Genomic DNA, 24409 nt, shown 5'->3' with positions numbered 1-24409 from the left:
ACGGCGGCGGCACCTCCATGGAGCGGCCGCATGGCGCCATTGTAAGGATGCTGCGCGCGGGGCCCTGAGCAAGCATGGGACATGCCCGCGTTCCTACAATGCCGCATGTTTGTCCACTTGCGCTTGCACACTGAATTTTCCGTCGTGGACGGAACCACCCGTATCGACGAGGTCGTCAAGGCGGCGGCGAAAGACGGCCAGCCCGCCCTGGCGATCACTGACCTGAACAACCTGTTCGGCGCGATCAAGTTCTACAAGGAAGGCCGGGGCAAGGGCGTCAAGCCCATCCTGGGCGCCGAAATCTACCTGGAGGGCGAAGCGGCAGGCGCACCCTCGCGCATGGTGCTGCTGGTGCAGAACCGCACCGGGTATCTGAACCTCTCCGAACTGCTGACCCGCGCGTGGACGCGCAACATCGTCAAGAACCAGGCGCTGTGCACCTGGCAGTGGCTGCAGGAATTGGGCGACGGCCTGATTGCCCTCGCTGGAGCGCAGGCCGGTCCCGTGGGGCAGGCGCTCATGAAGGGCGATGACGCCGGAGCTGCGCAGCTGGCGCTGCGTCTGGCGGGCATCTTCCCGCACCGCTTCTACCTGGAGGTTCAGCGCGCCGGACGCACTGACGACGAAGCCCATGTCACCGCCGCGGTGCAGCTTGCCGCGCGCCTGGCCCTGCCGGTGGTAGCCACCCACCCGGTGCAGTTCGCAACGCCGGACGATTACGAGGCGCACGAGGCGCGCGTGTGCATTGCCGAGGGCGAGATCTTGGCGAATCCGCGGCGCGTGCGCCGTTTCACGCGCGAGCAGTATTTCAAGAGCAGTGCCGAGATGGAAGCGCTGTTCGCCGACGTACCCAGCGCCCTCGCCAACACCGTTGAGGTGGCCAAGCGCTGTAATGTGTCGCTGGTGCTGGGCAAGCCGCAACTGCCGAACTTCCCCATTCCGGGTGGGATGACGATGGAGCAGTACTTCCGCCACGCGTCCCACGAGGGCCTGGAGGAGCGGCTGCTGCACCTGTATCCGGACTCCGCCGAGCGCGACCGCCAGCGCCCCCGCTACCAGGAGCGGCTGGAGTTTGAACTGGGCACCATCCTGAAGATGGGCTTTCCAGGCTACTTCCTCATCGTGGGTGACTTCATCCAGTGGGCCAAGAAGAACGGCTGCCCAGTGGGCCCCGGGCGCGGCTCGGGTGCGGGCTCGCTCGTGGCCTATGCGCTCAAGATCACGGATCTGGATCCGCTGCAATACAACCTGCTGTTCGAGCGCTTCCTGAACCCCGAACGGGTGTCCATGCCCGACTTCGACATCGATTTTTGCCAGGCCAACCGCGACCGGGTGATCGACTATGTGAAGGACAAGTACGGCAAGGAGGCCGTGAGCCAGATCGCCACCTTCGGCACGATGGCGGCCAAGGCAGCCATCCGCGACGTGGGGCGGGTGATGGACATGAGCTACACGTTCTGTGACGGTATCTCGAAGCTGGTGCCCGGCAAACCCGGCCAGACCTATACGCTGGCCTACCCGCCAGAGCCCAAGAAGGAAGGGGACAAGAACAACTACGCCCTGGAGTTGGAACCCATCCTGTACGAGCGCGTGCGCAAGGAGGAGGACGTGCGCACCATCATCGAGATGGCGCAAAAGCTCGAAGGGATGACGCGCAATATTGGCATGCACGCCGGCGGCGTGCTGATCGCGCCGGGCAAGCTGACCGATTTCTGCCCGCTGTACCAGCAGCCAGGCAGCGAATCGGCGGTGAGCCAGTACGACAAGGACGACGTGGAGGCCATCGGCCTGGTGAAATTCGACTTCCTGGGCTTGGCGACGCTGACCATCCTGGAAATCGCGCGTGAGTTCATCATGCAGCGCCACAAAGGGCAGGAAAACTTCGCGTTCGAGAACATTCCCCTGGACGATGCTGCGACCTACAAACTGTTCTCGGACGGCAAGACAGAAGCCGTGTTCCAGTTTGAAAGCCGGGGCATGCAAGGCATGCTCAAGGAAGCGCGCCCAAGCAGGCTGGAAGACCTGATCGCCTTGAATGCCCTGTACCGGCCCGGCCCCATGGACCTTATTCCCAGCTTCGTGAACCGCAAGCACGGCAAGGAGGTGGTGGAGTACCCGCATCCGCTGGTGGAGCCCGTGCTGGCCGAGACCTACGGCATCATGGTCTACCAGGAGCAGGTGATGCAGACGGCGCAGGTGCTGGGTGGGTACTCGCTCGGCGGCGCCGACATGCTGCGCCGCGCCATGGGCAAGAAAAAGGCCGAGGAAATGGCCGAGCACCGTGCCATCTTCCGCAAGGGTGCAGCCGAAAAGGGTATCAGTCAGGACAAGGCCGACGAGGTCTTCGACCTGATGGAAAAGTTTGCGGGTTACGGCTTCAACAAGTCTCACGCCGCCGCCTATTCGCTGCTGGCCTACCACACCGGGTGGCTCAAGGTGCACTACACGGCGGAGTTTTACTGCGCCAATATGACCGTGGAAATGGACGACACCGACAAGCTCAAGGTGCTCTATGAAGACGCGGTCAAACATTTCGGCATGACCTTCGAGCCGCCGGACATCAACCGGGGCAATTACCGCTTCGAGCCGGTGACGGACAAGGTCATCCGCTATGGCCTGGGCGCCGTCAAGGGCACGGGACAGCAGGCGATCGAGGCCATCATCGCCGCACGCGAAGGGCAGGGCGTGGGCCCACAGGGCGCAACCCGGGGGCCTTTCAAGAGCTTGTTTGACTTTTGCGTACGCGTGGACCGCACGCGCGTCAACAAGCGCACGGTGGAGGCGCTCATCAAGGCGGGCGCCTTCGATGCCCTGCAGCTCAACCGTGCCGCGCTCGTGGCTTCCCTCGATCGGGCGTTCGAGTTTGCCAATGCGCAGATCGCCAACGCCAACCAAGGCGGGCTGTTCGACATGATGGGCGATGACGCCATCGGCTCCAGCACGCAGGAGCCTGATCTGGTGGATGTGATGCCCTGGGGCATCAAGGAACGGCTGATGCAGGAGAAGACCGCGGTGGGCTTCTACCTCTCGGGCCACTTGTTCGACGAAGTGCACCAGGAAGTGCGCCGCTTCGTGCGCACCGCTATCGACGAACTGGTGGACAGCCGCGAGACGCAGGTGGTCGCCGGCATCGTGAGCGACTACCGCGTCATCAACGGGCAGCGCGGCAGGCTGGCGTTGTTCAAGCTGGACGACAAGTCGGGCGTCATCGAGGCTTCCGCCGACGAAGGGCTGATCAACGCGAACGCCGGCCTGCTCAAGGACGATGAATTCGTAGTGGTGAGTGGTCGGCTGCAGTTGGACCACTTCAGCGGAGGCCTGCGCATGAAGGTGCAGCAGGTCTGGGATTTGGCGGGTGCGCGGGCACGCTATGGGCGCTATCTGCAGGTGTGCCTGGGGCAGCAGTTGCCAGACATCGGGGCGCTGGTGCGTGACTATCCTCCGCAACGGGAGGAGACCGAACACGGCGAGGTGCTTGCCCATGGCCTGCGCGTGCGCATGCAGTTGCGCTGCACAGCGGCGGCTGGCGCGGCCACGGCCGAGGTGCAGTTGGGAGAGGCCAGCCGGTTCTTTCCCAGCGATGCCGCGCTGGCCGCGTGGAGCGCTCAGGCGGGCAGCGGTGCTGTGAATGTGGTCTATGAATAGGGCTGTGATCAGCGCTTGAAAAAAGCCCGCGCGGCACCATGTGAGGTCTGCTCAGGTGCCGCATCGGCCTCGCTAGAATGAAATTCATGGCAACCACCCCCCCAATCCCCGCGCCGGTGCCGGCTCCCACCCCTCCGTCCTGGGACGAGGGTGGTTCGGTCGTGCTGGAGCGGCGTACACAGAAGACCCAGCCGCCCCAGATGTACCAGGTGGTCATGCTCAATGACGACTACACCCCCATGGAGTTTGTCGTCGTCATCCTGCAGGAGTTCTTCAATAAGGACCGCGAGGCCGCCACGCAGATCATGCTGAAGATCCACTTGGATGGCAAAGGCGTGTGCGGGGTCTACACCCGCGATGTGGCCGCCACCAAGGTCGAACAGGTACTGGATGCGGCGCACAAGGCGGGCCATCCGCTGCAATGCCTCAGTGAGCCTGTTGAATAAAAGGCTTTTGCCCCCGATCTACAGTTATCCCCAACACGCAAGCAACAAAGGAGTTCTCACATGATTGCCCAGGAACTGGAAGTCAGCTTGCACATGGCCTTCGTCGAGGCCCGTCAACAGCGCCACGAATTCATCACCGTGGAACACCTGCTGCTTGCACTGCTCGATAACCCCAGCGCAGCCGAAGTGCTGCGCGCATGTGCAGCCAATATCGATGATCTGCGCGCCTCGCTGACGAATTTCATCAAGGACAACACGCCGCAGGTCGCCGGCACGGACGAGGTGGATACCCAGCCCACGCTGGGCTTCCAGCGCGTGATCCAGCGCGCCATCATGCATGTGCAGTCCACCGGCAACGGCAAGAAGGAAGTCACGGGCGCCAACGTGCTCGTCGCCATCTTCGGCGAAAAGGATTCGCACGCCGTCTACTACCTGCACCAGCAGGGTGTGACGCGCCTGGACGTGGTGAACTACATCGCCCACGGCATCAAGAAGGGCGAGCCGCCCGAGCCCGCCAAGCCCGATGGCCAGGCGGAAGCAGAAGAGGGCGGGCAGAGCGAGCGTAGCGAGAAGGCCTCTCCGCTGGAGCAGTACACCCTCAACCTGAACCAGGCCGCCAAGGACGGCAAGATCGACCCGCTGATCGGCCGCAACTACGAGGTCGAGCGCACGATCCAGATCCTGTGCCGCCGGCGCAAGAACAACCCGCTGCTGGTGGGCGAGGCCGGCGTGGGCAAGACGGCCATTGCCGAGGGCCTGGCATGGCGCATCACGCAGAATGACGTGCCCGAGATCCTGGCCGAGGCCACGGTGTATTCGCTGGACATGGGCGCGCTGCTGGCGGGCACCAAATACCGCGGCGACTTCGAGCAGCGCCTCAAGGGCGTCTTGAAGAGCCTGAAAGACAAGCCCAACGCCATCCTGTTCATCGACGAGATCCACACGCTGATCGGTGCGGGCGCGGCGTCGGGCGGGACACTGGATGCGTCCAACCTGCTGAAGCCTGCGCTGTCCAGCGGGCAGCTCAAGTGCATCGGCGCGACTACCTTCACCGAATACCGCGGCATTTTCGAAAAGGACGCGGCGCTGTCGCGGCGCTTCCAGAAGGTGGACGTAGTCGAGCCAACGGTACAGGAGACCATCGACATCCTCAAGGGACTCAAGAGCCGCTTCGAGGAGCACCACAGCGTGAAGTACGCCGCCGCCGCCTTGCAGGCCGCGGCCGAGCTGAGTGCCAAGTACATCAATGACCGCCACCTGCCCGACAAGGCCATCGACGTGATCGACGAGGCTGGCGCAGCGCAGCGCATCCTCACGCCGTCCAAGCGCAAGAAGACCATCGGCAAGGCCGAGATCGAAGAGATCGTGGCAAAGATCGCCCGCATCCCGCCTGCCAACGTGTCCAATGACGACCGCGGCAAGCTGCAGACGCTTGAGCGCGACCTCAAGAGCGTGGTTTTCGGCCAGGACAAAGCGCTGGAGGTGCTCGCCGCCGCCGTCAAGATGGCACGCTCGGGACTGGGTAAGGCGGACAAGCCGATCGGCTCCTTCCTGTTCTCGGGCCCCACAGGCGTGGGCAAAACCGAGGCCGCCAAGCAGCTCGCCTACATCATGGGTGTGGACCTGATCCGCTTCGACATGTCGGAGTACATGGAGCGCCACGCCGTGAGCCGTCTGATCGGTGCGCCTCCGGGCTACGTGGGCTTCGACCAGGGGGGGTTGCTGACCGAGGCCATCACCAAGAAGCCGCACGCGGTGCTGCTCCTCGACGAAATTGAGAAAGCGCACCCCGACATCTTCAACGTGCTGCTGCAGGTCATGGACCATGGCACGCTGACGGACAACAACGGGCGCAAGGCCGACTTCCGCAACGTCATCATCATCATGACGACGAACGCGGGCGCCGAGACCATGAACAAGGCCGCTATCGGCTTCACGAATCCGCGCCAGGCGGGCGACGAGATGGGCGACATCAAGCGCCTGTTCACGCCCGAGTTCCGCAACCGCCTGGATGCCATCGTGAGCTTCAAGCCGCTGGATGAGCAGATCATCCTGCGCGTGGTGGACAAGTTCCTGCTGCAGCTCGAGCAGCAACTCGCCGAGAAGAAGGTGGAAGTTACCTTTACCGACGCGCTGCGCAAGCACTTGGCCAAGAAGGGCTTTGATCCGCTCATGGGCGCGCGCCCCATGCAGCGCTTGATCCAGGACACTATCCGCAAGGCGCTGGCGGATGAGCTGCTCTTCGGTCGTCTGACCGAAGGCGGGCGTCTGACGGTGGACATTGAGCTCAAGACGGACGACAAGGGCGTGGAGACTTCCGAGGTGCTGCTGGACATCCAGCCGGTGCCCAAGAAGGAGCGCGGAGCCAAGTCCGAACCGGCCGAACCCGAAGAAGCCACCGCCGACTGATTCCGGCACCGCCGCGTTTCAACAAACCCGCAGCCCGCGCTGCGGGTTTTTTTATGGGTGCTCGCCATGCTTATGAGCAAAAGCGGCTCTGACGCCCATCCACCAAGCGAGAGCAGCTATCGATAAGAGAGCGAATTGCAGGGGGTGGTCGTGCGAATGAGAACCCGGGATGCTCCAGAAGGGCATTCGTGCCTTGCGCACAGTGTGTTTGTCGATAAGATAGTAATAAGTTACTTTCTTTAGGTGGCTGCATGAGTGAACTGCCCAAGTACCTGCCCGCCGACGAACGGCGCATCGCCACGGTGGAGGCCGTGGTCGATCTGGCGGCCCAGCAGAACCCCAGCGACATCACCACCACCGCCATTGCCCAGCATATGGGCGTGACGCAGGGGGCACTGTTTCGGCATTTCGCGTCCAAGGACGCCATCCTGCAGGCGGTGATGTCGTGGGTGGCGCAGCGTCTCATGGCGCGCGTGGACGCGGCCGCGGATGGGGCAGCCTCTCCCCTGGCGGCGCTGGAGGCGGTGTTCATGGCGCACATCCATTTCGTGTGCGAGCGGCCCGGTGTGCCACGCCTCATCTTTGGGGAGCTCCAACGCCCCGGCCAAACCCTGCCCAAGCAGATGGTGCAGACCCTGATCACGGCCTACGGCGAGCGCCTGCGCGGGCTGCTGGAGACCGGCAAGGCTGCGGGCGAGCTGGACCCGCAACTGGATGCGCAGGCCGCTGCCGTGCTGTTCATCGGCACCGTGCAGGGGCTGGTGATGCAGTCGCTGCTCGCGGGTGACGTGCAGCGCATGCGCCGCGATGCGCAGGGCGTGTTTGCCATTTACCGCCGCGGCATCGGAAGAGCGCTATGAAGTTTCCCCGTCTGCAGCGCCGCACGCTGGCGCTGATCGCCGTCATTGCGCCGCTGGTGGCGCTGTTCGTCTATGTCGCCCTGCGTTCGGGGCCGCTGGCGCCCGTGGCGGTCACGCTGGGCAGCGTGCAATCGCGCGCCATTGCCCCGGCACTCTCGGGCATCGGCACGGTGCAGGCGCGGTATCTGTACAAGATCGGCCCCACCTTCGCCGGGCGCGTGCAGCGCCTGGACGTGCAGGTGGGCGACAGGGTTCAGGCGGGGCAGGTGCTGGGCGAAATGGACCCGGTGGACCTGGACGACCGCCTGCGCGCACAGCAGGCGGCCATCAAGAGCGCCGAAGCCGCGCTGCGCCAGGCAGAGGCCAGGCAGAGCTATGCGCAGACCCAGCACCAGCGCTACGGGAAACTGGTGGCCGTGCGCGGCACCAGCGAGGAAAGCTACGCCACCAAGCAGCAGGAACTGGCCGTGGCGGACGCCGCGCTGGCCGCTGCCCGCGAGGATGCGAGCCGTCTGCGCGCTGACTTGCAGGCATTGCGCGCGCAGCGTGGCAACCTGCGGCTGGTGGCGCCCGTGCCCGGGATGGTGGCTGCGCGCGATGCCGACCCTGGCACGACCGTGGTGGCGGGGCAGGCGGTGGTGAAGCTCATCGACCCGGCCAGCCTGTGGATCGACACGCGCTTTGACCAGATCACCGCCCAAGGATTGGCGGCCCGGCTGCCGGCCGAGGTGGTGCTGCGCTCGCGCCGCGGGGACAACCTGGTCGGCAGCGTGCTGCGCGTCGAGCCCCTGGCGGACGCGGTGACAGAGGAGACGCTGGCCAAGATCGTCTTCGATGCACCGGTTACACCGCTGCCCCCCGTCGGTGAACTGGCCGAGGTCACCGTGCGCCTGCCGGCACTGCCCGAAGCGCCCACCATCCCCAATGCGGCCATCCGCTTCGTGGACGGGCAGCGCGGCGTGTGGAAGCTGGTCGGTGGCAAGCCGCAGTTTGCGCAGGTACGCCTGGGCCGTGCGGACCTCGACGGCCATGTGCAGGTGCTGGACGGGCTGGCCGTGGGCGACTCCATCGTGGTGTACAGCGAGAGGGCGCTCACGGCGCGCAGCCGCGTGCACGTGGTCGAGCGCATTGCCGGGGTGGCGCCTTGATCAGCCTGGCAGGGCGCGACATTCTGCATGCCTGGGGGAAGTTCGTCTTCACCGGCATCGGCCTGGGCCTGCTGATCGGCGTGACGCTGACCATGGCGGGCGTCTACCGCGGCATGGTGGACGACGGCAAGGTGCTGCTGGACAACAGCGGCGCCGACCTGTGGGTGGTGCAGAAAGACACGCTGGGCCCCTACGCGGAATCCTCCAGCGTGCCCGACGACCTGTGGCGCGGCATCCGCGCCATGCCGGGCGTGGCGCAGGCCGCCAACATCACCTACCTGACCATGCAGGTGGGCCACGGCGACAAGGATGTGCGCTCCATGGTGGTGGGCATCACCGCGAGCGGCCCAGGCGCGCCCGGCTGGCCACCGCAGTTGGTGGCGGGGCGCCAGATCACGCGCGGCCATTACGAGGCCGTCGCCGACGTGGCAGCCGGCGTGCGTCTGGGCGATGTGCTGAAGATTCGGCGCAACCACTACACGGTGGTGGGCCTCACGCGGCGCATGGTCTCGTCCAGCGGCGACCCGATGGTGTTCATACCGTTGAAAGATGCGCAGGAGGCGCAGTTCCTCAAGGACAACGACGCCATCCTCATGCAGCGCCGGCGCACCGAGGCCAACCCGGCCTTCAACCGCCCCGGCGTTCCCGACCTGCTGGACGCGGTGGTGGCCTCGCAAACCAGCAACAGCTATGTGAATGCCGTGCTGGTGCGCATGCAGCCGGGCTTCACATCCCAGGAGGTGGCCGAGCCCATCCGCCGCTGGAAGCGGCTCACGGTGTATGACCGGGCGCAGATGGAAGGCATCCTCGTGGGCAAGCTCATCGCCACATCGGCCAAGCAGATCGGCATGTTCCTGGTGATCCTGGCGCTGGTCAGTGCGGCCATCGTGGCTTTTCTCATCTACACACTGACGATGGACAAGATCCGCGAGATTGCCGTGCTCAAGCTCATCGGCACGCGCAACCGCACCATCGCCTGGATGATCCTGCAGCAGGCGCTGGTGCTGGGCGTGATCGGCTTCGTCGTTGGCAAGATCACGGCCACCTTTGCCGCGCCGCTGTTTCCCAAATACGTGCTGCTGGTGCCGTTCGATACGGTGGCGGGTTTCATCGCGGTGCTGGCGATCTGCGTGCTCTCCAGCGTGGTGGCCATCCGCATGGCGCTGCGGGTCGATCCGGCCGAGGCGATAGGGTGAGGACGCAGCAATGAGCAGGAAAGGGATCCACATCGAGCGCCTGACCAAGCGCTACGGCTCCGGCGACACGGCGTTCCTCGCCCTCAAGGACGTGAACATGCACGTGGCACCGGGTGAGGTGGTGGGCCTGATCGGCCCGTCCGGCTCGGGCAAGAGCACGCTGCTCAAGTGCCTGGGCGCGGTGATCGACCCCACGTCGGGCCGCATGACGCTGGGCGATACGGTGATCTATGACGACGGCTGGCAAGTACCCGACCTGCGCGCGCTGCGCCGCGACCAGATCGGCTTCGTGTTCCAGGCGCCGTACCTGATCCAGTTTCTGGATGCCACCGACAACGTGGCGCTGCTGCCCATGCTGGCCGGCGTGCCCAACGACGAGGCGCGCCGCCGCGCACTGGAGTTGCTCACGGCCCTGGACGTGCAGCACCGCGCCACGGCCATGCCATCGCAACTGTCGGGCGGGGAGCAGCAGCGTGTGGCCATCGCCCGCGGCTTGGTCAACCGCCCGCCGGTGATCCTGGCCGACGAGCCCACGGCGCCGCTGGATTCGCAACGTGCCATGGCGGTGATCCGCATCCTGAACGACATGGCGCGGCGCCTGGAGACGGCCATCATCGTCGTCACGCACGACGAGAAGATCATCCCCACCTTCAAGCGCATCTACCACATACGCGACGGCGTGACCCACGAGGAGGCGGGCGAGGGTCGCGGCTTCGAGTGAAGCGGCGATATTGATGAAATCAGGCTCTAGCGCCCATGCAGAAAGCGCTAGTAGCTATCAAAAAAGGAGTAAAACAACGCGGTGACGCCGGCTCAGGGCGTCAGCAGTCGCTGCAATAGTTCGCGCGTGGCATAGCCGTCGGCGGGCAAGCCCACACTTTGCTGGTAGCGGCGCACCCCAGCGCGCGTGGCGGGCCCTGCCACGCCGTCGGGCGTGCCGGTGTCCAGGCCGCGCGCGTTCAGCGCCTCCTGCAGCGCGCGTACTTCGCTGCGCGACAGAGGCTGCAGTTCGCGCGGCCAGGCGGATGCCAGGCCCGCGCCGCCGTCGATCTGCCGTGCCAGCAGGCCCACGGCCAGGGCGTAGTTCACCGAGTTGTTGTAGCGCAGCAGCGCGCGGAAGTTGGGCCCGACCAGGATGGCGGGACCACGCGCGCCTGCCGGGGTAAGGACGGAGGCGTCCTGCAGCGGCGGCAGTTCTGCGCCATCCACCCCGCGCACCCCTTCAGCGGCCCAGTCGCTGCTGGCCTGGCGCACGCTCAGTTCGGCGCGTGCGTAGTCGAAGCCGGGCGGCAGCAGCACTTCGGCGCCCCACGGCTCACCGCTCTTCCAGCCCGAATGGGACAGGAAGTTGGCCGTGGACGCCACCACGTCGGGCACGCTGCCCCAGATGTCGCGCCGCCCGTCCCCGTCGGCATCCACCGCATGGGCAAGGAACACCGAGGGCAGAAACTGCGTGTGCCCCATGGCCCCGGCCCAGGAGCCGATGAGCGCGTCGGCCGCGATGTCGCCCTGGTCCACGATGCGCAACGCGGCCAGCAGCTCCCGCTGGGCCCAGGCGCTGCGGCGCCCGTCGTAGGCGAGGGTGGCCAGCGCATCCACGGTGCGGAAGCTGCCGAAGTTGCGGCCATAGTTGCTCTCCATGCCCCAGATGGCCGTGACCACGCTGGCGGGCACGCCGTAGCGCTGCGCTGCCGCGTCCAGCGCGTCGGCGTACTGGCGGCGCTGCTCGCGTCCCTGCGCAATACGCTGGGGTGACACGGCGCTGTCCAGGTAGGCCCAGGGCGGGCGGGTGAATTCGGGCTGGGCGCGGTCCAGTTCCACCACGCGCGGTTGCCACTGCGCCTGGCCCAGGGTGGCGGCCACGGTCTGCGGGCGGATGCCGGCGGCCAGCGCATCGCGTGCAAAGGCGCTCACCCAGGCGTGGAAGCCGGCCAGCGTGGTTGCGGTGGTGTCGGGCGCCGCCGGCGCGACCGGCGTGCTCGCAGGTTCCACGGTGGATGCTGCCGGGGCAGGCGCCGGGGTGGTGGGCGCTGCGGGCGAGGGCAGTTGGGGGATGACCGGCGCGGGCGCCGGGGCGCTGGGTGCAGCGCATGGAGCCGCTACNGGCGGGGGTAGCGGGCGGAGCGGAGGCGCACCCCGCCAGTGCTGCCAGGCCCAGTGCGGAGGCGGCGGCGCGGCGCCGGGCGAGGATGTCGGGCATGAAGAGAAAACGCATGCGGCCATTGTGCCGGCCTGCCATGCATACTTCGCCCTGGCACTGTTTCCGGCTGCAACTTCTTCCTCATGCACACTTTTCTCTGGCACGACTACGAAACCTTTGGCGCCAACACGCGCCGCGACCGCCCCGCACAGTTTGCCGCCGTCCGCACCGATGCCGAGCTCAACGAGATCGGCGAGCCGCTGATGATCTACTGCCGCCCGGCCAACGACTATCTGCCGGATCCGCAGTCGTGCCTGATCACCGGCATCACGCCCCAGCTGTGCCTGGAAAAGGGTTTGCCCGAGCGCGAATTCGCCGCCCGCATCGAGGCCGAGATGGCGCTGCCCGGCACCATTGGCGTGGGCTACAACACCATCCGTTTCGACGACGAGATCACGCGCTTCATGTTCTGGCGCAATCTCATGGACCCGTATGCGCGCGAGTGGCAGAACCAGTGCGGCCGCTGGGACCTGCTGGATGTGGTGCGCCTGACCTACGCGCTGCGTCCCGAGGGCATCGCGTGGCCCGAGGTGGACGGCAAGCCCAGCTTCCGCCTGGAGCATCTGTCCAAAGCCAACGGCCTGGCGCACGAGGCCGCGCACGACGCGCTGTCGGACGTGCGTGCGACCATCGCGCTGGCGCGGCTCATCCGTTCACACAACCCCCGGCTGTTCGACTTCGCGCTGTCCCTGCACAAGAAGGACCGCGTGGCGGCCGAGCTGCGCCTGCCCACCACGGCGCAGGAGGCACGGCCGTTCCTGCACGTCTCGGGCATGTTCCCTGCCGAACGCGGCTGCCTGGCCGTGATGTGGCCGCTGGCCAGCCACCCGACCAACAAGAATGAGCTGCTGGCCTGGGATCTGGCGCAAGACCCTTCCGAGCTGGCCCGGCTGTCCGCTGACGAGATCCGCACGCGCCTGTTCACGCGCGCGGCCGACCTGCCCGAGGGCGTGACACGCCTGCCGCTCAAGAGCGTGCATCTGAACAAGTCGCCGATGGTGGTGGGTAACCTCAATACGCTCACGCCGGACATGGCGCAGCGCTGGGGCATCGACCTGCCACAGGCCGCGCTGCATGCCGCCGCGGCGCGCGCGTTGCCCGACCTGACAGCCGTGTGGGCCCAGGTGTTCCAGCGCCCTGCGGAGGGGCCGCTGGATGTGGACCAGGACCTGTACGGGGGCTTCGTGGGCAATGAGGACCGCCGCCGCCTGAACCGTCTGCGCGCATTGCCCGGCGAAGAGTTGGCGCACGAGCGCCTGGGTTTTGACGACGCGCGCCTGGCCGAGCTGGTCTGGCGCTACCGTGCGCGCAACTTCCCGCACACGCTCTCGCCCGAGGAGCAGGAGCGCTGGGAGGCGCACCGCGTCGCCATGCTGGTGGAGGGCGAGGGCGGCGGGCTGACGTTCGACGCGCTGTTCGAGCGCCTGGACACGCTGGGCGCCGAGGCCGATGACGAACGCACCGAGGCCATCCTTGGCGCGGTGTACGACTACGCCGAGAGCATCGCGCCCGGCATGGACTGAGGGCTGTGATGCAAGCTGCCGCCAACGTTGATGCGCTGCTTGACTTCGTGCGCCGCCATCCGCGGTTGTTCGTCATCACGGGCGCGGGCTGCAGTACGGAGGTGGGCATTCCCGACTACCGCGACCAGAACGGTGAATGGAAGCGCCCCCAGCCCGTCACCTTCCAGGCTTTCATGGGCGATGAAGCCACGCGCCGGCGCTACTGGGCGCGCAGCCTGCTAGGCTGGCGGGTGATGGGCCGCGCCCAGCCCGGTTCTGCGCACCGTGCGCTGGCTGCGCTGGAAGCGGCGGGCCGTATCGAACTGCTGTTGACCCAGAACGTGGACGGCCTGCACAGCGCAGCGGGCAGCCAGCGCACGCTGGACCTGCACGGGCGCATCGACACCGTGCTGTGCATGGACTGCGGCATGCGTGCGCCGCGTGCCGCGTTGCAACACGAACTGGAGCGGCGCAACCCTGGATGGGTGGCGCTGCAGGCCGGCGCCGCGCCCGATGGGGACGCCGATCTGGACGGACGGGACTTCGGCGGCTTCGATGTGCCTTCCTGCGCGCACTGCGGCAACGGCCTGCTCAAGCCCGACGTGGTGTTCTTTGGCGAGAGCGTGCCGCGCGAGCGTGTGGAGGCCGCGCGCGCGGCGCTGGCACGCTCGCACGCGGTGCTCGTCGTGGGCTCGTCGCTCATGGTGTATTCGGGCTTCCGGTTCGTGCAGGCGGCGGTCGATGCGGGCCTGCCGGTGGCAGCGGTCAACCAGGGGCGTACACGGGCCGACGGGCTGCTGGCGCTCAAGCTGGAGCAGGACGCAGGCACTGCCCTGCAGGCGTTGGCCCACGGGTGGGCGCAGCCCCATGCCTGCGTGCCCGCCGCGGTTGCTGGGCTCATCAGCGGCCGTTGATGCTATCGTGCGGTCCCAAAGCGCCGCCTGGCCGCGTGCCGTGCAGCGCACAGCTTGCATAGGAGACACCATGCACCGCATCGCAACGCCCGGCGCGCATCCTTCCGCGGGTGCCGCGCTGGCGCTGACCACGGCAGGCGTCGTCGCCCAGGCCCACGCCCGCTCGCAGTCGTTCGGGCTGCAGCCCCATGAGCAGGCCGACCTGCACCTGCTGGACCGCCAAACCCTGGCCTGGACCGTGGCACGCAACGAGGCCCTGTGCGCCCATGCGCGGCCCGTCATGGAAACCCTGGCGCAGCAGCTGCGCGGCACGCAGAGCATGGTGATGCTGACCGACGCGCAGGGGGTGATCCTGCATGCCGAGGGCGATGATGCCTTCCTGGACCGCGCCGGCCGCGTGGCCCTGCAGCCCGGTGCGGGCTGGTCGGAGCGCAGCAAGGGCACCAACGCCATTGGTACGGCGTTGGCCCTGGGCGATGCGGTGCAGATCAACGGGCGCCAGCATTACCTGGAAGCCAACCAGTTCCTCACCTGTTCATGCGCTCCCATCCTGGACCCGCAGGGGCAGATCCTCGGCGCGCTGGACGTGAGCGGCGACCGCCGCGGCCACAGCGCCCACACGCTGGCGCTGGTGCGCATGTCCGCCGCGATGGTGGAGAACCACCTCTTCGGCAAGGTGTACGAGGATGCCGTGCGCCTGCGCTTTCATGCGCGCGCGGAGTTCCTGGGCACGCTCATGGAAGGGCTGGCGGCGTTCACCCCGCAGGGGCGCTTTCTGGCAGCCAACCGCAGCGCGCAGTTCCAGCTGGGGTTGTCGGGACCGGCGCTGGCGGCACACACCTTCACCTCGCTGTTCGGCCTGTCGATGGGCGCGCTGCTGGAGCATGCGCGCCGCTCGGTGCCCACGCTGCTGGCGCTGCAACTGCCGGCAGGCGTGTCGGTGCACGCACAGGTGGAGTTTGCGCCACGCGGCGGCGTCACGCTGCCGGTGTGCCCGGACGGCCCGGCCGCGGCCCCGCCGCCGCGCGCGCGGCCTGCTGCGACCCCCGGCCTGTCCAGCCTGCGCTACCTGGACACGGGCGATGCCCAGCTGGCGCAGGTGATCGAGCGCGTCACGCGGCTGCTGGGGCGTGGCGTGCCCACGATGATCCTGGGTGAGACGGGCACCGGCAAGGAGCTGCTGGCGCGTGCCATCCATAACGACGGCCCGCGCGCGCGAGGGCCCTTCGTGGCGGTGAACTGCGCGTCCATTCCCGAGTCGCTGATCGAGGCCGAGCTGTTCGGCTACGAAGAGGGCGCCTTCACCGGCGCGCGGCGCAAGGGCAGCGTGGGCAAGATCGTGCAGGCGCACGGCGGCACGCTGTTCCTGGACGAGATTGGCGACATGCCGCTCGCCATGCAGGCGCGGCTGCTGCGCGTGCTGCAGGAGCGCAGCGTGGCGCCTCTGGGCAGCACGCGGCAGATCGAGGTGGACGTGAACGTGGTCTGCGCCACGCACCGCAACCTGCGCGCCATGATGGCCGACGGCCAGTTTCGTGACGACCTGTACTACCGGCTGAACGGCCTGGTAGTGCGACTGCCTGCGCTGCGCGAGCGCACGGACCTGGCGGTGATCGTGCAGCGGTTGCTGCGCGCCCAGCATGACTCTCCCGCCGCAGACAGCCCCATACCGGTGGCGCCCGAGGTGATGGCGCTGTTCGCCGCCCACGCCTGGCCGGGCAACCTGCGCCAGCTGTCCAACGTGCTGCGCACGGCGGCGCTGTTGGCCGAGGGCGCGGACGCGATCACGTGCGCGCACCTGCCGGAGGACTTCCTGGAGGAATGCGAGGCGCTGGCGCAGCAGGGCCGCGTGGTGGCGCAGGCGTTCTCTCAGCCAGCGGTGCCGCTAGCGGACGGCGCGCGCGCCGCGGCCCCGGCTCCGGCCCCGGCCAGCGTGCGGCCGCTGGGCGATGTGGCGGCCCATGCGCTGCAGCAGGCACTGGATGCGCACGCGGGCAATGTCTCCGCCGCCGCGCGCGCGCTGGGCGTGTCGCGCAACACGGTGTACCGCTACCTGCGCGCGCAGTCGTGTCGCTCCTGAAAAAGGAGCGCTTTGCGCTGGTTGGGCGGGCGATTTAGTCGAAATTGACCTGAAAAACGCCGCCGATACAGCGCGAGTAGCTATTAAATAAAGAGCAACTCTAGAACAGCGTCACTGGCCGCCCGTTGGCGGCGGCCCCAGCGCTTCGATGGCGGCCCATTCCTCGTCGGTGTACAGCCGTGAGCGCGTGAGAAAGCGCATGCCCGTGGGCCCTTCGAGCGAGAACATGCCCCCGCCGCCCGGTACCGCATCGATGAGGAGGTGCGTGTGCTCCCAGTACGCGAACTGCGAGCGGCTCATGTAGAACGGCTGCCCGGCGATCTCGCCCAGCAGCACGTCGGCATCGCCCAGCAGGAACTCCCCGCGGGCAAAGCACATGGGCGCGCTGCCGTCGCAGCAGCCGCCCGACTGGTGGAACATCAGCGGCCCGTGCTGGGCCACCAGGCGCTTGATGAGCGCCGTGGCCTCGGGCGTGGCCGACACGCGGGTGGCGGGCGGCGCTGGCGTGGTCATGGCGTTGCCTGTGCCGCGGCGTCAGGCCGCCATGTCCAGCACCACGCGGCCCTGGATCTGGCCCTTGTGCATGCGCGCGAACACGTCGTTGATGTTCTCCAGCTTCTCGGTGCGCACCGTGGCCTTCACCTGGCCGCGCGCGGCGAAGTCCAGCGACTCCTGCAGGTCCAGACGCGTGCCGACGATGGAGCCGCGCACGGTCACGCCGCGCAGCACCATGTCGAAGATGGGCAGAGGGAAGTTGCCCGGCGGCAACCCGTTGAGCGACACCGTGCCGCCACGCCGCACCATGCCCAGCGCCTGCTCGAAGGCCTTGGGCGACACGGCCGTGACCAGCGCACCGTGCGCGCCGCCGATCTCCTTTTGCAGGAAGGCGGCCGGGTCGGTGTCGCGCGCGTTCACCGTCACGCTGGCGCCCAGCTGGCGGGCCAGCGCGAGCTTGTCGTCGTCCACGTCCACCGCAGCCACGTTCAGCCCCATGGCGCGGGCGTACTGCACGGCCATGTGGCCCAGGCCGCCAATGCCGGAAATCGCCACCCAGTCGCCGGGCTTGGTGTCGGTCACCTTCAGGCCTTTGTACACGGTCACGCCGGCGCACAGCACGGGGGCGATGTCCACGAAGCCCACGTCTTTCGGCAGGTGGCCCACGTAGTTGGGGTCGGCCAGCGCGTAGTCGGCAAAACCGCCGTTGACCGAATACCCCGTGTTGCTCTGCGACTCGCACAGCGTCTCCCAACCGCCCAGGCAGTGCGTGCAACAGCCGCAGGCCGAGTGCAGCCAGGGCACGCCCACGCGGTCGCCTTCCTTCACATGCTTGACGTTGGCGCCCACGGCGGCGACGAAGCCCACGCCCTCATGCCCCGGGATGAAGGGCGGATTGGGCTTGACGGGCCAGTCGCCCTCGGCGGCGTGCAGGTCGGTGTGGCACACGCCCGAGGCCTCGATCTTCACCAGGATCTGGTCGGCGGCGGGGGTGGGCACGGGCACCTCTTCGATCGTCAGCGGCTTGCCGAACTCGCGGACCACGGCGGCTTTCATTGTCTTGGCTGGCATGGGATAAACCTCCTTCTCTGTGCAAATGAACGCAAGGGGAGCCCCCGTGCACCAGCCGCCCCCGCTGGGACGGCCAGTGGGGGCGCTGTATGGGCTTAGAAGAAGCCCAGCGGCTGCTGGGTGTAGCTCACCAGCAGGTTCTTGGTCTGCTGGTAGTGGTCCAGCATCATCTTGTGGTTCTCACGACCGATGCCCGACTGCTTGTAGCCGCCAAATGCCGCGTGCGCGGGGTAGTGGTGGTAGCAGTTGGTCCACACGCGCCCGGCCTGGATGCCCTTGCCCATGCGGAAGGCGCGCGCGCCATCACGGCTCCACACGCCCGCGCCCAGGCCGTAGAGCGTGTCGTTGGCGATCTCCAGCGCTTCTTCCTCGGTCTTGAAGGTGGTCACCGAGACCACGGGCCCGAAGATCTCTTCCTGGAAAATGCGCATCTTGTTGTGGCCCTTGAACACCGTGGGCTGCACGTAGTAGCCGCCGGCCAGGTCGCCGCCCAGGGCGGTGTTGCGCGCGCCGCCGATGAGGCACTGGGCGCCTTCCTGCTTGCCCAGGTCCAGGTAAGAAAGAATCTTTTCCAGTTGCTCCTGCGAGGCCTGGGCGCCGATCATGGTGTTCTTGTCCAGCGGGTGGCCTTGCTGGATGGCGGCCACGCGCTTGAGCGCGCGCTCCATGAAGCGCTCGTAGATCGATTCCTGGATCAACGCGCGGCTGGGGCAGGTGCAGACCTCGCCCTGGTTCAGCGCGAACATCGCAAAGCCTTCCAGCGCCTTGTCGAAGAAGCCGTCGTCGGCGGACATCACGTCCTCGAAGAAGATGTTGGGGCTCTTGCCGCCCAGCTCCAGCGTCACGGGAATGATGTTCTGGCTGGCGTACTGCATGATGAGCCGGCCCGTGGTGGTCTCGCCGGTGAAGGCTATTTTTGCGATCCGGTTGCTGGAGGCCAGTGGCTTGCCGGCCTCCAGGCCAAAGCCGTTGACCACATTGACCACGCCCGGCGGCAGCAGGTCGCCAATGATCTCCATCAGTACCAGGATGGAGGCGGGCGTCTGCTCCGCGGGTTTCAGCACCACGCAGTTGCCCGCAGCTAGCGCGGGGGCGAGCTTCCACACCGCCATCAGGATGGGGAAGTTCCACGGAATGATCTGCCCGACCACGCCCAGCGGCTCATGGAAGTGGTAGGCGATGGTGTCGGCGTCGATCTCGCTGATGCCGCCTTCCTGCGCGCGCACGGCGCCGGCGAAGTAGCGGAAGTGGTCGATGGCCAGCGGAATGTCGGCCGCCATGGTCTCGCGCAGCGGCTTGCCGTTGTCGATGGTCTCGGCCACGGCGATCTGCAGCAGGTTGGCCTCCATGCGGTCGGCGATCCGGTTCAGGATGTTGGCGCGCTCGGTGGTCGAGGTGCGGCCCCACGCGGCCTTGGCTTTGTGCGCAGCGTCCAGTGCGGCGTCGATGTCCTTGCTGTTGGAGCGTGGCACGGCCGTGAACTTCTGGCCGTTGATGGGCGAGATGTTCTCGAAGTACTGCCCGTCCACGGGCGCCACCCACTGCCCGCCGATGTAGTTGCCGTACTGCTGCTTGTAGGGGTTGGCGATGCCAAGGCTGGCGATTTCGGCCATGTTCATGTGGTGTCTCCTGAGTGCTTGTGAAGGAATGCCGCCGATGCGGCGGCGGCAGTGCCTCAGTGCAAGCGCCGTGCCAGAACGGCTGCAGAGGGGAGGGGCGGTGGGGCGTGCCGCGGCTGTGCCGCAGCGGCGCAGCCGTGTGCCATAACGCAACAGTGCGCCGGCCCATGACGGAACACCCGTTGAAGGTGCAGTCGTGCTGAAGGGCTCAGGGTGCTATGTTTTACATAGCTTCTCGCGCTGTATTCAAGGGCGTTGCAGGCACTTTTTGCCTGAATCGCCGCTGCGGGTCACTCGGCACCGGGCGTAACGCTTGCCGGGCCGTTGGCGGGCGGGGTGGGCTTGAGACGCGGCAGGGCTGCCAGATGCTGCGCGGCCTTGTGGGCCTGCTCCACGGCGCGGCGCAGGTCGCCCAGCAGGCCCGTCCACTCGTGCGCGGCCGTCACTTCCAGCAAGCCCTGGGCACCCGCGCGCAGCACGGCGGCCTTGGCGGCTTCGTACGCCGCGTCGAAGACGGCGTGAGCGGTGTTCACCTGGTCCAGGTCGTGGGCCTTGGGATCAGCGGCGGCAAAAAAATCCAGCGCCGCGGTGAAGGCCAGGGGCAGCGCGGCCAGGGGGTGGCCTTCGGGCGTGGTGGGCGGCACCGTTGCGGGGTGCGTGACGCGTAGCGCCTGCTGGCCCACCTGGTGCATGACACGCGCCAGCGTGTCGTAGTAGCCCGCAATGCGCAGCAGCTCGGGCATCTGGTCGGCCACGTCGCGCGACAGCGGCTGGCGGCTCACGTCGCTCACAAACGCGCCCACCTGCTGCTGCAGCTGCTCCAGCGCCTGCAACTGGCGCGTGAGCTGGCTCGTGGCCTGTGCGCCGGCCGGTTGCCAGGGCAGGGCGACGGGCGCCATGCGGGTGGCATCCGACGCCAGCTGCAGTGCCAGGTGGCCTACGCGCGCCATCTCGCGGCGCAGCGCCTGCAGGGCCAGCGCGGGCACGGCGGCCACGTTGTGGTCCAGGAACTGCGCACGGGCCACGTCCTCGTCGGCCGAGCGAAAGCGTGCCAGCAGAAAGCGCGCGAGCGGCCCCGACAGCGGCCACATGAGCAGCACGCCCAGCAGGTTGAACGCGGTGTGGAAGATCACGAGCTGCGTCACTGCGTCTCCCTCACCCGTGAGCCATACGCCCAGGTGGTGGATGGCCGCGAGCAGGGGCGACAGCAGCGCCAGGGCCGCCGCGGCCGTCACCACGTTGAACAGCACGTGTGCCGCCGCCAGGCGCCGCGCGTTGGAAGTGGCGTGGATGGCGGCCAGGATGCCCGTGAGCGTGGTGCCCACGTTGGCGCCGATGACCACGCCCGCGCCCACTTCCACCGCCAGCGAGCCGCCCGCCACGGCCGTGAGCACCACCGCCAGCGTGGCCGACGAGGCCTGCAGCACCACCGTCATGCCCAGGCCGATGAGCACTGCCAGCGCCAGGCCCGGCAGGTCGCTGGACAGCGGTGGCAGCGCCTGCGGACCCAGCCCGGTGAAGCCCTGGCGCAGCAGTTCGATGCCCAGGAACAGCACGCCGAACCCCGCCACCGCCTGGCCCAGCGCCCCGCGCCGCGTGCCGCTGCCGGTGATTTGCAGCGCCATGCCGATGCCGATGAACGGAAGGGCGAAGGCATCGGCCTTCACCGCAAAGCCTAGCCACGCCACGAGCCAGCCGGTGACCGATGAACCCAGATTGGAGCCGAACACCACCCACAGCGCGGAGCTGAAGCCCAGCAACCCCGCGTTGACGAAACCGATGGCCGCCACCGTCATGGCGGTGGACGATTGCACCAGCGCCGTGAGCGCCACCCCGGTCACCAGCCCGTGCAGCGGCGTGCGCGTCCAGGCGGCCAGGATGCGCTCCAGCGCGCGCCCGGCCGCCAGCTTGAGCCCGTCGGTCAGCATGGTCATGCCCAGCAGGAACAGGCCGATGCCGCCCAGCAGGGTGCCGGCGGCAATCAGGGGAGTGGCGGTGGCGGTCAAGGCGGCGGCGCGGGGGCTTTGTTGAGGGGTGGACCGGTAGGTGCGTGCCGACGGGGCGGTGCGGCAGAGGTGCTTTTATTTTGATAGCTGCTCGCGCTTGCTACAAGCGCGCTTGGGCTATTTTAGGTCATTGACGGGTAGGGTGGAGCGCCCTGCGGGCGGCGCGGTGCACGGCGTGCGCTGTCAGTCGTCCGCCCGCGTGCAGTCTGTGGCGGCTGCCGCCTACAGGGGCGCGGGGCCGCCCAGCAGACAATACGCGCCGGACACGACTTCGAGAAGCGATGCAAGGGGACAACGCCATGGGCAACAGCGGGCCGCAGGAGCCGACCGATTCCAGGCCGGCCAGGGATGCGGGGGCGGCGCGCGGCGCCACCGCTTCGGGCTATCCGCCGCAGCGCACCGTGCACACCGCCACGGCCTTGGACGCCACGGTGCCCAGCCTGCGGTTCATGATCGGCCTGGTGATCGCGGCGCTGGTGGTCGCGGGCCTGTATTTCGGCCGTACGCTGCTGGTGCCGCTGGCATTGGCGTTCCTGCTGAGCTTCGTGCTGGAGCCGCTGGTGGCGCAGCTCAAGCGCATGGGCCTGCCGCGCCTGCCCTCGGTCATCGTGGTGGTGATGGCCATGCTGATGGTGCTGGGCGTGGGGGCGCTGTTCGTCGGTAACGAGGCGCGCGAGCTGAGCGCGCAGCTGCCCTCCTACCAGAGCACCATCCGCAAGAAGCTGCGCAGCCTGCGCCAGGAGTTGCGCGCGCCCGGCATGTTCGACGGCGCCAAGCGCACCTTCGACATCGTGCAGCGCGAGGTGGAGGCGGCCGCTCCCGCCTTGTCGGGTGCCACGCGCGCGCCGGCCGTGCAAAAGGTGCAGGTGCAGCCGCCCGTGCTGTCGCCCGCCAACCAGCTCATGGCCGCGCTCTCGGCGGTCAGTGGGCCGCTCACCCAGGCGGGCCTGGTGCTGGTGTTCGTGATCTTCATCCTGCTGGACCGTGTAGACCTGCGCGACCGCCTGCTGCGCCTGTGGGGGGGCAATCTGCACCGCGCCACCGATGCCATGGACGAGGCGGGCGACCGCATCACGCGCTACCTGACCATGCAGTTGCTGGTGAACGTGACCTACGGCATTCCCATGGCGGCGGGCCTGTGGCTCATCGGCGTGCCCGGTGCCGTGCTGTGGGGGTCGCTGGCCGCGGTGATGCGCTTCGTGCCCTACCTGGGGCCGTTCATTGCCGCGGCGTTTCCGCTCACCCTCGCTTTCGCGGTGGACCCGGGCTGGGACCTGGTGCTGTGGACGCTCGGCCTCATCGTGCTGCTGGAACTGGTGAGCAACAACGTCATCGAGCCCTGGCTGTATGGGTCCAGCACCGGGCTGTCGGCGCTGTCGCTCATCGTGGCGGCCACCTTCTGGGCGGCGCTGTGGGGGCCGGTGGGGCTCATCATGTCCACGCCGCTCACCGTGTGCCTGCTGGTGATCGGCCGGTATCTGCCGCAGCTGGCCTTCCTGGAGGTGCTGCTGGGCAGCCGGCCGGTGCTGGACGAGCCCACGCGCATCTACCAGCGCCTGCTGGCAGGCGACGCTGCGGAGGCCATCGAGCTGAGCACCACCCGCATCGAGGCCCTGAAGGGCGCCGTGCCCGCTTTCTACGGCCAGGTGGGCGTGCCCGTGCTGCGCATGGCCGTGGGCGACCATGCGCAGGTGGCCACGCCCGAGCACCGCCTGCGCCTGGTCGAAGGCATGGACGCGCTGCTGGACGAGCTGGAGGAGCAGTACCCGGTGCCCGACACCGCTGCGCAAGAGCCGGTGGTGTGCCTGGGCGGCAAGTGGGAGGTGGATCTGTTCGCGGCGCGCATGCTGGCGCATGCGCTGTCGCTGCAGCATTGCCCGGCGCTGGCGCGCGTGGAGGGCGCCATGAGCGCCGAACATCTGGATGGACTGGACCTGGACGCCGTGCGCGTGGTCTGCGTGGTGTGGCTCGCGCCCGAGCCCACCGCCGCCGCGCGGCACCTGTGCCGCAGGCTCAAGCGCCGCTGGCCGCATGTGCACATCGTGCTGGCGCTGTGGGGTGGGGTGCAGTCCCAGCCGCAGGACGAGCTGAGTGCCCAACTGGGCGCCGACGCGCTGGCCCTGTCGCTGGAGGAAACCCTGGCCCAGGTGGCGCAGCTGCAGGGTGCCAGCGTGGAAGGCGCCTACACCCCCGCGCCCATTCCCGCGGACGACGAGGCGCGCCTGCGCGCCCTGCAGGCCAGCGGCGTGCTGGACGGCCCCGCGCTGCAGCAGCTGTGCCAGCACACGGCCCAGCGCGCGGCCGACATCTTCGACGTACCGTTGGCGATGGTGTCGCTGGTGGATCGCGAGCGGCAGGTTACGCTGTGTGCGCACGGCCCGTTATCGGCCGGCGGAGGGCAGGCCTGCTCGGCGGGTCAGGGCCTGCCGCGCGGCCTGTCGCTGTGCGGGCATGTGGTGGCGCGGCAGCGGTCGCTGGTGGTGCCCGACATTGCGCGGGATGCGCGCTTTGCCGGCAATCCGGCGCTGCGCGAGCAGGGCCTGCGCTTTTACGCGGGCGTTCCGCTGCGCGACGCGGCGGGCCATGCGCTGGGCACGCTGTGCCTGATGGACACCGCGCCGCGCGCGTTCGATGAGCGGGAAAAGCGGTTGCTGCAGGCCATGGCCAATGACCTCATGGCCGGCTGGCGCGACGCCCAGGCCGCGGGCGGCCCGGCGCTACCCGCGGGCCAGTCCGCGCCATCGGCCACGGTGGGTCAGGTGGTGCCGCAGTAGCCGACGTTGTCCGAAATCGTCCGAAATGGTCTGAAGTAGCAGCG

At 68.0% G+C, this 24409-nt stretch carries 15 protein-coding genes and 1 pseudogene; 11 read left to right on the top strand and 5 right to left on the bottom strand.

Going from position 1 to position 24409, the window contains the following annotated elements:
* Window positions 1-105 precede the first annotated feature (105 nt).
* The 7 genes from dnaE to OX89_RS14880 all read left to right on the top strand — a co-directional run bounded on the left by dnaE (window position 106) and on the right by OX89_RS14880 (window position 10425).
* Window positions 106-3645, top strand: a complete 3540-nt coding sequence (dnaE, locus tag OX89_RS14910) for a DNA polymerase III subunit alpha (RefSeq protein ID WP_047351222.1) — start codon at window positions 106-108, stop codon at window positions 3643-3645.
* Between the two features lie 77 nt (window positions 3646-3722).
* Window positions 3723-4091 carry an ATP-dependent Clp protease adapter ClpS gene (clpS, locus tag OX89_RS14905; protein WP_047351221.1) on the top strand — a complete coding sequence of 123 codons (369 nt, stop codon included), beginning with the start codon at window positions 3723-3725 and terminating at the stop codon, window positions 4089-4091.
* Between the two features lie 60 nt (window positions 4092-4151).
* The gene (gene clpA / locus OX89_RS14900) at window positions 4152-6500 is read left to right on the top strand and encodes an ATP-dependent Clp protease ATP-binding subunit ClpA (RefSeq protein WP_047351220.1); all 2349 of its coding nucleotides are present in this window, start codon (window positions 4152-4154) and stop codon (window positions 6498-6500) included.
* 251 nt (window positions 6501-6751) lie between these two features.
* Complete coding sequence (locus OX89_RS14895) at window positions 6752-7360, top strand: TetR/AcrR family transcriptional regulator (RefSeq protein ID WP_011805096.1); 609 nt, start codon at window positions 6752-6754, stop codon at window positions 7358-7360.
* Window positions 7357-8508, top strand: coding sequence for an efflux RND transporter periplasmic adaptor subunit (locus OX89_RS14890; protein WP_047351219.1), 1152 nt, complete (start codon window positions 7357-7359; stop codon window positions 8506-8508). Before OX89_RS14895 ends, OX89_RS14890 begins: the two co-directional genes overlap by 4 nt.
* On the top strand, window positions 8505-9704 hold the full coding sequence (locus OX89_RS14885) for an ABC transporter permease (protein ID WP_047351218.1): 1200 nt from the start codon (window positions 8505-8507) through the stop codon (window positions 9702-9704). Before OX89_RS14890 ends, OX89_RS14885 begins: the two co-directional genes overlap by 4 nt.
* A gap of 10 nt (window positions 9705-9714) precedes the next feature.
* Entirely contained in the window at window positions 9715-10425 is a 711-nt protein-coding gene (locus tag OX89_RS14880; protein ID WP_015913233.1) for an ABC transporter ATP-binding protein, read from the top strand.
* Window positions 10426-10517: 92 nt separating this feature from the next.
* Here the strand turns inward: OX89_RS14880 and OX89_RS14875 are convergent.
* Window positions 10518-11807, bottom strand: a pseudogene (locus OX89_RS14875) (lytic murein transglycosylase); the annotation flags it as partial.
* A gap of 180 nt (window positions 11808-11987) precedes the next feature.
* Between OX89_RS14875 and sbcB the strand changes: the two are divergent.
* The 3 genes from sbcB to OX89_RS14860 all read left to right on the top strand — a co-directional run bounded on the left by sbcB (window position 11988) and on the right by OX89_RS14860 (window position 16400).
* Window positions 11988-13427, top strand: a complete 1440-nt coding sequence (gene sbcB, locus OX89_RS14870; RefSeq protein WP_047351217.1) for an exodeoxyribonuclease I — start codon at window positions 11988-11990, stop codon at window positions 13425-13427.
* A gap of 8 nt (window positions 13428-13435) precedes the next feature.
* Window positions 13436-14320, top strand: coding sequence for an NAD-dependent protein deacetylase (locus OX89_RS14865; RefSeq protein WP_047351216.1), 885 nt, complete (start codon window positions 13436-13438; stop codon window positions 14318-14320).
* 70 nt (window positions 14321-14390) lie between these two features.
* Window positions 14391-16400 (top strand): sigma-54-dependent Fis family transcriptional regulator, encoded by a 2010-nt coding sequence (locus tag OX89_RS14860; protein WP_047351215.1) that lies wholly within the window; start codon window positions 14391-14393, stop codon window positions 16398-16400.
* Between the two features lie 111 nt (window positions 16401-16511).
* Here OX89_RS14860 and OX89_RS14855 read toward each other — a convergent pair whose 3' ends face one another.
* The 4 genes from OX89_RS14855 to OX89_RS14840 form a co-directional block, all read right to left on the bottom strand.
* Complete coding sequence (locus OX89_RS14855) at window positions 16512-16913, bottom strand: DUF779 domain-containing protein (RefSeq protein WP_047351214.1); 402 nt, start codon at window positions 16911-16913, stop codon at window positions 16512-16514.
* Window positions 16914-16934: 21 nt separating this feature from the next.
* Window positions 16935-17966 (bottom strand): alcohol dehydrogenase AdhP, encoded by a 1032-nt coding sequence (gene adhP / locus OX89_RS14850; protein WP_047351213.1) that lies wholly within the window; start codon window positions 17964-17966, stop codon window positions 16935-16937.
* 95 nt (window positions 17967-18061) lie between these two features.
* Entirely contained in the window at window positions 18062-19585 is a 1524-nt protein-coding gene (gene adh / locus OX89_RS14845) for an aldehyde dehydrogenase (protein ID WP_011805141.1), read from the bottom strand.
* 290 nt (window positions 19586-19875) lie between these two features.
* The gene (locus OX89_RS14840) at window positions 19876-21591 is read right to left on the bottom strand and encodes a Na/Pi cotransporter family protein (RefSeq protein ID WP_047351212.1); all 1716 of its coding nucleotides are present in this window, start codon (window positions 21589-21591) and stop codon (window positions 19876-19878) included.
* 281 nt (window positions 21592-21872) lie between these two features.
* Here OX89_RS14840 and OX89_RS19310 point away from each other — a divergent pair, with 281 nt between their 5' ends.
* A complete protein-coding gene (locus tag OX89_RS19310) occupies window positions 21873-24365 on the top strand; it encodes an AI-2E family transporter (RefSeq protein WP_199856260.1) in 2493 nt (830 codons plus the stop codon).
* Window positions 24366-24409: the final 44 nt, after the last annotated feature.

The organism is Diaphorobacter sp. J5-51, assembly GCF_001023515.1.
GTDB classification, from domain to species: Bacteria; Pseudomonadota; Gammaproteobacteria; order Burkholderiales; family Burkholderiaceae_C; genus Diaphorobacter; species Diaphorobacter nitroreducens.
This window is presented reverse-complemented; position numbering and strand designations above follow the sequence as displayed.

Coding starts and splice junctions, on each gene's coding strand:
- dnaE (WP_047351222.1), top strand. CDS start 106: ATGTTTGTCCACTTGCGCTTGCACACTGAATTTTCCGTCGTGGACGGA.
- clpS (WP_047351221.1), top strand. CDS start 3,723: ATGAAATTCATGGCAACCACCCCCCCAATCCCCGCGCCGGTGCCGGCT.
- clpA (WP_047351220.1), top strand. CDS start 4,152: ATGATTGCCCAGGAACTGGAAGTCAGCTTGCACATGGCCTTCGTCGAG.
- OX89_RS14895 (WP_011805096.1), top strand. CDS start 6,752: ATGAGTGAACTGCCCAAGTACCTGCCCGCCGACGAACGGCGCATCGCC.
- OX89_RS14890 (WP_047351219.1), top strand. CDS start 7,357: ATGAAGTTTCCCCGTCTGCAGCGCCGCACGCTGGCGCTGATCGCCGTC.
- OX89_RS14880 (WP_015913233.1), top strand. CDS start 9,715: ATGAGCAGGAAAGGGATCCACATCGAGCGCCTGACCAAGCGCTACGGC.
- sbcB (WP_047351217.1), top strand. CDS start 11,988: ATGCACACTTTTCTCTGGCACGACTACGAAACCTTTGGCGCCAACACG.
- OX89_RS14865 (WP_047351216.1), top strand. CDS start 13,436: ATGCAAGCTGCCGCCAACGTTGATGCGCTGCTTGACTTCGTGCGCCGC.
- OX89_RS14860 (WP_047351215.1), top strand. CDS start 14,391: ATGCACCGCATCGCAACGCCCGGCGCGCATCCTTCCGCGGGTGCCGCG.
- OX89_RS14855 (WP_047351214.1), bottom strand. CDS start 16,913: ATGACCACGCCAGCGCCGCCCGCCACCCGCGTGTCGGCCACGCCCGAG.
- adhP (WP_047351213.1), bottom strand. CDS start 17,966: ATGCCAGCCAAGACAATGAAAGCCGCCGTGGTCCGCGAGTTCGGCAAG.
- adh (WP_011805141.1), bottom strand. CDS start 19,585: ATGAACATGGCCGAAATCGCCAGCCTTGGCATCGCCAACCCCTACAAG.
- OX89_RS19310 (WP_199856260.1), top strand. CDS start 21,873: ATGCAAGGGGACAACGCCATGGGCAACAGCGGGCCGCAGGAGCCGACC.